Here is a 3,379-nt window from a genome sequence, read left to right on the forward strand (position 1 = left end):
AGCTTGCCCGGCTCGGCCGGCCCGTCGTCGGGTCCGTTGGCGTCGATGACCAGCCCACCTTCGGCGGCCGGCGGCGGTCCGTCTCCGCCGCCCTGCCCGACCAGGACCCACGCCGCGCCGAGGCCGGCCGCCAGGGCGGCCAGGCCGCCTATGATCACGAGGGGAAAGCCGCGGCGCTTCGGCGGCTGCGAGGGGTCGGGCGGGGTCTCCATACTGCCTCGCTAGCCCCCGCGCCCGGCGCTTTCAAGGCGCCGTCGCCGCGCCAGAGGTCAGCCGCCGAGGCGGGCCAGCGCGGCCTGGTAGTTGGCAATCTGGTTGGTGAGATAGGCTGGCGCCGGGCCCACAGCTTTCGCCGCCGCCGCGATTCGGGCCGACTCCGGCTGGGCGGCCGCGACCAGGTCCTTGTAGATCTGCCGCACGATGCCCATCGCCTTGCCGACCACGGCCAGCGCGTGGTTGCGGTCGAGCTGGCTGTCGAGGTTCAACGCATCCTCGAGTCCCAGGCCGTACAGCATGCTCCGCCCGTCGGCCGGCACGGTCTTGCCGTCGACCATCTTGGTCTTGCGCACGACGCCTTCCGGGATGCCCAGCATCTCGAGGGCATCCTTGTCGGTCTTGCCGGCTCCGAATTCCAGCACCACGCGGTCGTTGCCGGGTTCCACACGCAGGCTGCGCAGGCCCTCGGTCGTCGAGATCGAGACCTTGGCCTGGAATCCGCTGGCCCGTCGCAGCTTGGTGGCCAGCGTGTCCAGCGTGTCGGCCGCCTCGATCGTGATGGTCTGGGTGCGGCTGCCGACCTTCAGCGTGAAGGTGTCGCCGGCGCGCAGGCTGGTCTGGGCCGTGAGGCGCGCCGAGTCGGTGAGGTCCAGTTCGCCCTTTGGCAGGCCGATGCGGTCGAGCACGCTGGCGCCGGTGGTGTCCACGGCGATCGACGTCGGCGCGGCGCGTCCGTCCTTGCCGGTGAACCGCCGCGACCACTCCACCGAGCCGGCCGCGACGTCGAGGCGGGCCAGGAAGCCGTCCTTCACGCCGATCGCCGTCGGATTCCCGGGCAGGTCAGTCCCGGCCGAGCCGCCGATCCAGACTTGCCCGCCCGAGACGGCGAGCGAGGTGGCGCGGTCGTCGCCGGCGCCGCCGTAATAGGCGACCTGGCCGCCGCCCGACAGGTCCGCGCTCATGCGCGCGGCGAAGGCGTCGCTGCCGCCCGCGTGGGCGCGCGTGACGCTCAGGCCGCTCAGGCCTGGATTGCCGGTCGAGCCCGCGACCACCACATCGCCGCCGTCGAGCGCCAGGCCGGTGATGGAGCCGCCCTGCAGGTCGCCCAGATCGCGGGTGGAGGTGAGCACCGGCGTCCCGCCGGAGACGTCGTAGCGGCGCAGCACCCCGCGGCCGTCTTCCATGCTGGCGACGACGATCGAGGTCCCGTCGATCACCATGCCGGCCGGCTTGTCCATGCCCGCCGTGCCGATCGTCTGGGTGAAGACGTTCTGGATCTTGCCCGCGGCGTCAGCCTTGAAGGCCTCGATGTAGCTGTCGGAGCCACCGGCCGTGGGAGAGCCGGGCAGGCCTCCGCTGGTGCGGCCCTGGACGTAGACCGTGCCGTCGGCCCCGAAGGCGACCTCGCTGGCCTCGTCCGCCTGGCGCGCGCCGCGGCGCTGTGTCCACAGTTCCTGGCCTTCCGCGTCGTAGACGGTGACGAAGCTGTCGGTCAGGCCGTCGAACGCGCCCGTGGAGTTGAGCGGGCCGTCGGTCGCGCCGCCCAGGGCGCCCTTCACCGAACCGGCCACGGCGATCTTGCCGTCGGCAGACAGCGCCAGGCCCAGGCCGCTGGCCTCGTCCGACGCGCCCAGCGTGCGGGCGAAGATCAGCTTGCCGGCGGCGTCGTACTTGAGGAGCGCGACGTCCTGGTCGCCCTTCAGCTCCTGGCCCGCGACCGTGTTGGTGACGTCGGCCAGCATGTAGACCGAGCCGTCGGCGGCGACCTTGGTCTCGCGGACCGTCTTCACCTCGGGCCCGAGCGTCTGGCCGAACACCCGGCCGTCGACCCAGTTGGCCTCGCCCGTCTTCTGCAGCGGCGCCGGCACGCCGGTCGTGTCGGTCTGGAACTTGAGGAACTGGCTGGCCACGGTCGAGTCGCTGGTGGTCGACTTGCCGTCGGGATCTGGGTTGCCGGCGTCCTGGGCTACGTAGACGGCTCCCGCCGTCGCCGCCGCCGAGAAGCTGACGGTCTCGCCGACGGCGACCTTGATCTTGAGCGCGTACTGGTCGGGGTTGGTCCCGATGGTGACGGTCTTGCCGTTGACGGTGGTGGTCTTGGGCCCGCCGGCGATCCGTTGGGAGGCGACGCGGGCGTCGACGCCGGCGGCCTCCAGCTGGGTGTTGATGTAGCCGATGACGTTGACCAGCGAGCGGGTCTGCCCGCCCATGCCGGCAAGGTCGATGGGCACGTCGATCGTGGCCCCCGAACGCTTCACCGACATCGTGAACTGCACATTGCCGACGAACGCCGGAACCTCGTTGGCGCTGGAGCCGCTGACCAGCGGCGGCGTCACATATTCGGTCTTGTTGCGCGGCACGCCCGTGGTCTTCACGGTGGTGTTCGCCGAGCCCTGGATGACGCGGGCGTCCTCGAGATCGAGGTCGGCGATGTAGTCGTTGATTTCGCTGAGGCCGCGCTGGAAGGCGTTGCCGAACCTGCTGAGGTCCTGGTCGCTCACGCGCCTGCCGTTCGACTGTTCGGCCACCCCCATCAGGGTCGAAAGGCCCGCATAGAGGGCGAACAGCTTGCGATAGTCGGCGCTGGCGCCGGGAAGGTCGAGCTTGGCGCCGTTTTCGTCGACGAAGCGGCGCCCCTGCAGCGCGGCCTTGACCCCGTCGCTGACATCGGCGGCGGCGGTGGCGCGGTTCCAGGGCGCGGTGGGCGCCACCCTCTTGGTCGTCGTCGAGGCGAACGAAGTCCCCGCCCCCGTGAGGCCGGCCTTGGCCTGGTAGAAACCAAGCAGGACGCTGGTGTCGAGCGGCGTGACCATGGACCTGTCCGCGCGGGATCAGATTCCCGCGAGCCCAGCTTACGAAGACAAGCGTAACGGGTCGTTAAGCGGCCAAAGAAAAGGGCCCGGTCGCCAGTGCGCCCAGGCCCCTTCTCACGCCCCAACGGAAACGCAGGCTGGAGCGCCGGAACGCTCCAGAATTCAGTGACTTAGCCCCCTCGGAACAGCTGCAGGATGATCTGCGGCGCCGAGTTGGCGATCGAGAGCGCCTGGGCGCCGAGCTGCTGCTGCACCTGCAAGGCCTGCAATCGCGCGCTTTCCTTGGCGAGATCCGCGTCGACCAGGTTGCCGACCCCGGCTTCCAGCACGTCGGTGAGCTTGGAGACGAA

At 70.6% G+C, this 3,379-nt stretch carries 2 protein-coding genes and 1 pseudogene; all 3 read right to left on the reverse strand.

The window, feature by feature from the left end:
• Positions 1–212: pseudogene (locus tag VGD44_RS21910) on the reverse strand (hypothetical protein); the annotation flags it as partial.
• A gap of 57 nt (positions 213–269) precedes the next feature.
• A complete protein-coding gene (locus VGD44_RS21915) occupies positions 270–3,029 on the reverse strand; it encodes a hypothetical protein (RefSeq protein WP_331090503.1) in 2,760 nt (919 codons plus the stop codon).
• Between the two features lie 170 nt (positions 3,030–3,199).
• On the reverse strand, positions 3,200–3,379 hold a 180-nt coding region (locus VGD44_RS21920), incomplete at its 5' end, for a flagellin (protein WP_331090504.1).

The sequence above is a fragment of the Phenylobacterium sp. genome, from assembly GCF_036402295.1.
Taxonomy (GTDB): Bacteria; Pseudomonadota; Alphaproteobacteria; order Caulobacterales; family Caulobacteraceae; genus Phenylobacterium.

Bases quoted from the DNA above. Each gene is read 5' to 3' on its own strand.
- VGD44_RS21915 (WP_331090503.1), bottom strand. From the start codon at position 3,029: ATGGTCACGCCGCTCGACACCAGCGTCCTGCTTGGTTTCTACCAGGCC.